Source organism: bacterium, from assembly GCA_023230585.1.
In the GTDB taxonomy this organism is placed as follows: Bacteria; Ratteibacteria; UBA8468; order B48-G9; family JAFGKM01; genus JALNXB01.
Genome location: JALNXB010000098.1, coordinates 1 through 4,598 on the forward strand (window position 1 = coordinate 1; position 4,598 = coordinate 4,598).

General features: G+C 37.1%; 5 protein-coding genes, 1 tRNA gene and 1 CRISPR repeat array. All 6 genes read right to left on the bottom strand.

The genetic code is table 11. The features are described 5' to 3' along the window. Positions 1-434 (bottom strand): 2-C-methyl-D-erythritol 4-phosphate cytidylyltransferase (locus tag M0P98_09235; protein MCK9267030.1); only part of this gene is annotated, 434 nt, incomplete at its 3' end. Positions 435-485: 51 nt separating this feature from the next. Next, positions 486-1,331: an NAD(P)H-hydrate dehydratase gene (locus tag M0P98_09240; GenBank protein ID MCK9267031.1), complete on the bottom strand. Its 846-nt coding sequence runs from the start codon at positions 1,329-1,331 to the stop codon at positions 486-488. A 74-nt stretch (positions 1,332-1,405) separates the two neighbouring features. Next, positions 1,406-1,750, bottom strand: coding sequence for a hypothetical protein (locus tag M0P98_09245; GenBank protein ID MCK9267032.1), 345 nt, complete (start codon positions 1,748-1,750; stop codon positions 1,406-1,408). Then, positions 1,747-1,992: a 50S ribosomal protein L27 gene (locus M0P98_09250; protein ID MCK9267033.1), complete on the bottom strand. Its 246-nt coding sequence runs from the start codon at positions 1,990-1,992 to the stop codon at positions 1,747-1,749. Before M0P98_09250 ends, M0P98_09245 begins: the two co-directional genes overlap by 4 nt. A gap of 86 nt (positions 1,993-2,078) precedes the next feature. Continuing rightward, complete coding sequence (gene cysK / locus M0P98_09255; GenBank protein ID MCK9267034.1) at positions 2,079-3,008, bottom strand: cysteine synthase A; 930 nt, start codon at positions 3,006-3,008, stop codon at positions 2,079-2,081. Positions 3,009-3,177: 169 nt separating this feature from the next. Further along, positions 3,178-3,270: transfer RNA gene (locus tag M0P98_09260), tRNA-Ser, on the bottom strand. A 383-nt stretch (positions 3,271-3,653) separates the two neighbouring features. Continuing rightward, positions 3,654-4,596: direct repeats of the CRISPR family, unit length 37 nt; unit sequence GTCGCAATCCCCTATAATCGGGTCTATCTATTCTTAC. The last annotated feature ends 2 nt before the right edge of the window (positions 4,597-4,598 follow it).

Consider the following 4,598-nt stretch of genomic DNA (forward strand, 5'->3'; position numbering starts at 1 on the left):
AGAGTTTTACCTACAAACGAATTGTTAACCTCTTTCAAAGTGTCGCAAGCACCTACATAAGGAATACAAGCCCCATATTTTTCTGCACCTTCTTTAATTCTTTTAAAAAGTTCAAGAGTCAAAAACGGTCTTGCTACATCGTGGACAAAAACTATATCATTCTTTTTTTCAAAAGCTTTTAGCCCGTTTCTAATAGAATCTTGCCGATGTTGCCCACCAGAAACAACCTTAACATTTTTATAACCATTTTCAATTCTTGGTTTCCACTTTTTTACATCTGCTAAAGGTAAAACGATTACTATCTCGTCTACTTCATTATGAAACAAGTCCAACGAATAGTAGATTAACTCTTTACCAGCAACCTTCAAAAAAGCCTTAGGTTGACCATCCAACCTTGTACCACCACCGCCACCTGCTATTATAACACCTATCATTTTTAGCTACCAATATAACAATTCTGTTGTTCGCATCTTAACAACATTCACTTAAATGTTTTTAATAAACCCAAACGCTACCGGTAAATATTCTATAATATCAGAAGCAATAAGCGAAATTTCGCCCTTCTCTTTCGTAGCAAAGTCCCCTGCAAGCCCGTGGATATATACGCCCAATTTCCCCGCTTCAAAATAGTCTAAACCTTGCACCAGAAAACTTCCTATAATTCCTGCCAGAACATCTCCGCTACCAGCAGACGCCATACCAGGGTTACCTGTAAGGTTAACGTAAAGTTGTTGCCCATCTGTAACAATAGTACGAGCACCTTTTAAAACAACTACGGTACTATTTTCTTTAGCAAAATCTCTTCCTACTTTTTCCCTACATTTTTGTATATTGTGAGTTTTTAGAGAAGTTAAATAACCCATCTCCCCTGGATGTGGGGTAAGAATACTACCAAATTTAAGGTTTTTCAATATATCTTTTTCTTCTGAAACAATTTTTAACGCATCAGCATCTATCACAACAGGTTTACCTGCTTGCATAATAACCTGTTTAACAAAATCTGCAGTTTCAATATTTGTAGATATACCTGGACCTATGACAATACCGTCAACTTTTTCATTTATAAATTTTAAGCACGGTTTTACAGCTTGTTTAGAAAAAGTGCGGGTGGCAGTTTCAGGCAACGGTAAACTCATTGCTTCAGTAAGTTTTACCTCCAGAATATCATTTAAACTTTCAGGAATCCCAACAGTTACAAGACCGCAACCGCTCCTTAAAGCAGCATTAGCAGTAAGGCACACGGCTCCAGTCAGTCCTGTGCTACCCCCTAAAACCAAAAGATGTCCATAATCGCCTTTATGAGTCTCTTTTAATCTTTCTGGTATCTTCATTTTTTTATAACACCAATATCATAAAAATAGACAACCGTTTTATTGATTAAATTGCATAAAGCGCAAAAGTTTTACTATTTATTATATACGATACAGACAGCAATAGCAATATCTTTTATATGAGATATTGAAAGAGAGATTTTTTGATTTGAAAGTTTCTCTAAAAGTAGAGAGTCTGAAACTTCAATGGAAGGTCTTTTTCCTACTGGTCGTTTTACTTCTATTTTATCGTAAGGTAGATAACCAGATTTATCACATTCAAGACACTTTAGAAACGCTTTTTTAGCAGCAAGTTTTCCCGCAAGAGATATATTGTTACTATCCACTATTTCAAAAAAAGTAAAAAACTTACTCTTCTGAAAGTCCGATAACTTTACAATCTCAGAGATAGTTTGCACCTCTAATGAAAGTCTTTTCATTCAGGCATAGGTATAATATTTACAATTTTACTGCCTTTTCTTTGAGAAAATTCCACAGTGCCATCTATTAAACTGAATAAGGTATAATCTCTACCCATTCCAGCTCCACGTCCGGGCTTAATTCTGCTTCCTCTCTGCCTCACAATAATACTTCCAGCAGTAACTACCTGACCACCATAAACTTTCGTTTCTAAATATTTAGGTCTTGAATCCCTACCGTTTCCTTGTTTTTTTCTTCCCATAGTGTTAAAGATTATAACTCAAAAAAGAGTTTTTGTCAACATCATTAATAAAAGTTATACTAACCAACTAAAAGTATAAGGTGTTATCAAGTATTATCAAAAAGCCAAGTTGACAGATACCTTTCACCTGTATCTGGTAAAATTACAACAATCGTCTTACCTTTATTTTCAGTTCTTCTACCAACCTTCAAAGCCGCATATAGAGCCGCTCCGCTTGAAATTCCTGCAAGAATACCTTCTTTTTTTGCAAGTAACCGAGACATCTCGCCAGCATCTTCCTGGCTAACCTGAATAACCTCATCTATTATATCTCTATTTAAAACATTAGGAAAAAAACCTGCGCCTATCCCCTGTATTCCGTGAGTACCGGGCTCTCCACCAGATAAAACAGGTGATTTATCAGGCTCAACAGCAATAACTTTAAAAGAAGGTTTTCTCTTCTTTATTACCTCTGAAATACCAGTAATAGTTCCTCCTGTACCTACACCAGCCACAAGAATATCTACCTTACCATCAGTATCTGCCCAAATTTCTTCAGCCGTTGTCTGCCTGTGTGCTTCTGAGTTAGCAGGATTATCAAACTGTTGCAACACAATACTGCCAGCAATCTGGTTAGAAAGTTCTACAGCTTTATTTATTGCCCCTGTCATTCCTTTAGATCCTTCGGTAAGAATTATCTGCGCCCCTAAAAACTCCATAAGTTTTCTTCTCTCTATAGACATTGTTTCTGGCATAACTATAATAAGTTTGTACCCCTTAACTGCCGAAACAAACGCCAAACCTATCCCTGTATTCCCGCTTGTAGGCTCAATAATCACCCCACCTTTCTTAAGCACCCCTTCTTTTTCAGCGTTTTCAATCATAGCCAAACCTATTCTGTCTTTAACAGAACCCAAAGGGTTAAAAGATTCTATCTTGCCAAGTAGAGTCGCATTAACTTCTTTATCTATCCTTGATAACCTCACCAGAGGAGTGTTACCTATTGTTTTTGTTATATCTTCGAATATTTTTTCCATATATTTTCCTGTTTGAGAGGTAAAACCATTTTTGTATAAAACAAAGGTATATAGTTTTCTTTAGGTTTGGATAAGAGTAGAGAAATTGAATAAAAATACTAAACAATCCCCCTAAACTAAAACTTCGACGGGTAAATATCATAAAATTTTAAGTAAGAATTTAAAACAGCGGAGGGGGTGAGATTCGAACTCACGGTACGGCCTTTCAACCGTACAACGGATTAGCAATCCGCCGCACTAGACCAGGCTATGCGACCCCTCCGTAGCTGACTATCAAGGGTTTAGACATCTTTTGAAGCTTCAGTCATACCCTCGTTTTTGCCAAAGTGTGCCAAAAGTGTGCCAAAAATTTTAACTTGGCCATCTAATTTAACAAGCTCAGCAACTATGTATGATGGCTCTCCATAAGATAAGTATCTCGCAAAACTTTTCTAATATTATACCACTCTTGTTAAGAATGTCAACTATCCGAATTCTTCATCAGAATTTACACAAAATTGACTTGAAAGCGTTTGCTTAACAACATTAACCTATACCTGTTTTTGTAAGGCGTAAGGAAGCAAGAGTGTGATTAAAAACAAAAGCTGATATTGTGAAGAATTGTGGAGATTTAAAGTTAGGAATCATAACAAGCAGGTTGAGATAGTCGCAATCCCCTATAATCGGGTCTATCTATTCTTACTATCAACCATTTCAGGAACAACGTCCAGCATTAAGCGTGTCGCAATCCCCTATAATCGGGTCTATCTATTCTTACTGATAGCAGTGGTCATGTTATAGATATAGGGCAAGGTAGTCGCAATCCCCTATAATCGGGTCTATCTATTCTTACCGGCTGTCCTTAGGTTTACATCTCTAAAATAGTCTGTCGTCGCAATCCCCTATAATCGGGTCTATCTATTCTTACCGAACACCCCATTGGGTAAAAAAGGAGGCGGAAAATGAGTCGCAATCCCCTATAATCGGGTCTATCTATTCTTACATCCGTTTCGGGGGGTATACCAATACCCGTTACCTAACGTCGCAATCCCCTATAATCGGGTCTATCTATTCTTACACCCAAATGTGTTGTCCATTAGAAAAACAAGGTTCATGTCGCAATCCCCTATAATCGGGTCTATCTATTCTTACATCATACAGCAAGAGAAGGTTATAACAGAAAAAGATAAGTCGCAATCCCCTATAATCGGGTCTATCTATTCTTACAATAACCCCTTCTACAAGATGAAGTCTATTTACTATATATAAGTCGCAATCCCCTATAATCGGGTCTATCTATTCTTACTGAGGAAGATTTAGTTGTTAAAGAACGTAGTTGGGAGAAGTCGCAATCCCCTATAATCGGGTCTATCTATTCTTACCCGCATTAACTCATATATCAACGGTAAATTATTATACCAGTCGCAATCCCCTATAATCGGGTCTATCTATTCTTACGTGGTTAAATAGGTTAGTTTTAGAGTATCAGGTAACAAGGTCGCAATCCCCTATAATCGGGTCTATCTATTCTTACAGCTATATTTAGCAGCGTTTAAACAAGGTAAAGACAAGGTCGCAATCCCCTATAATCGGGTCTATCTATTCTTACAG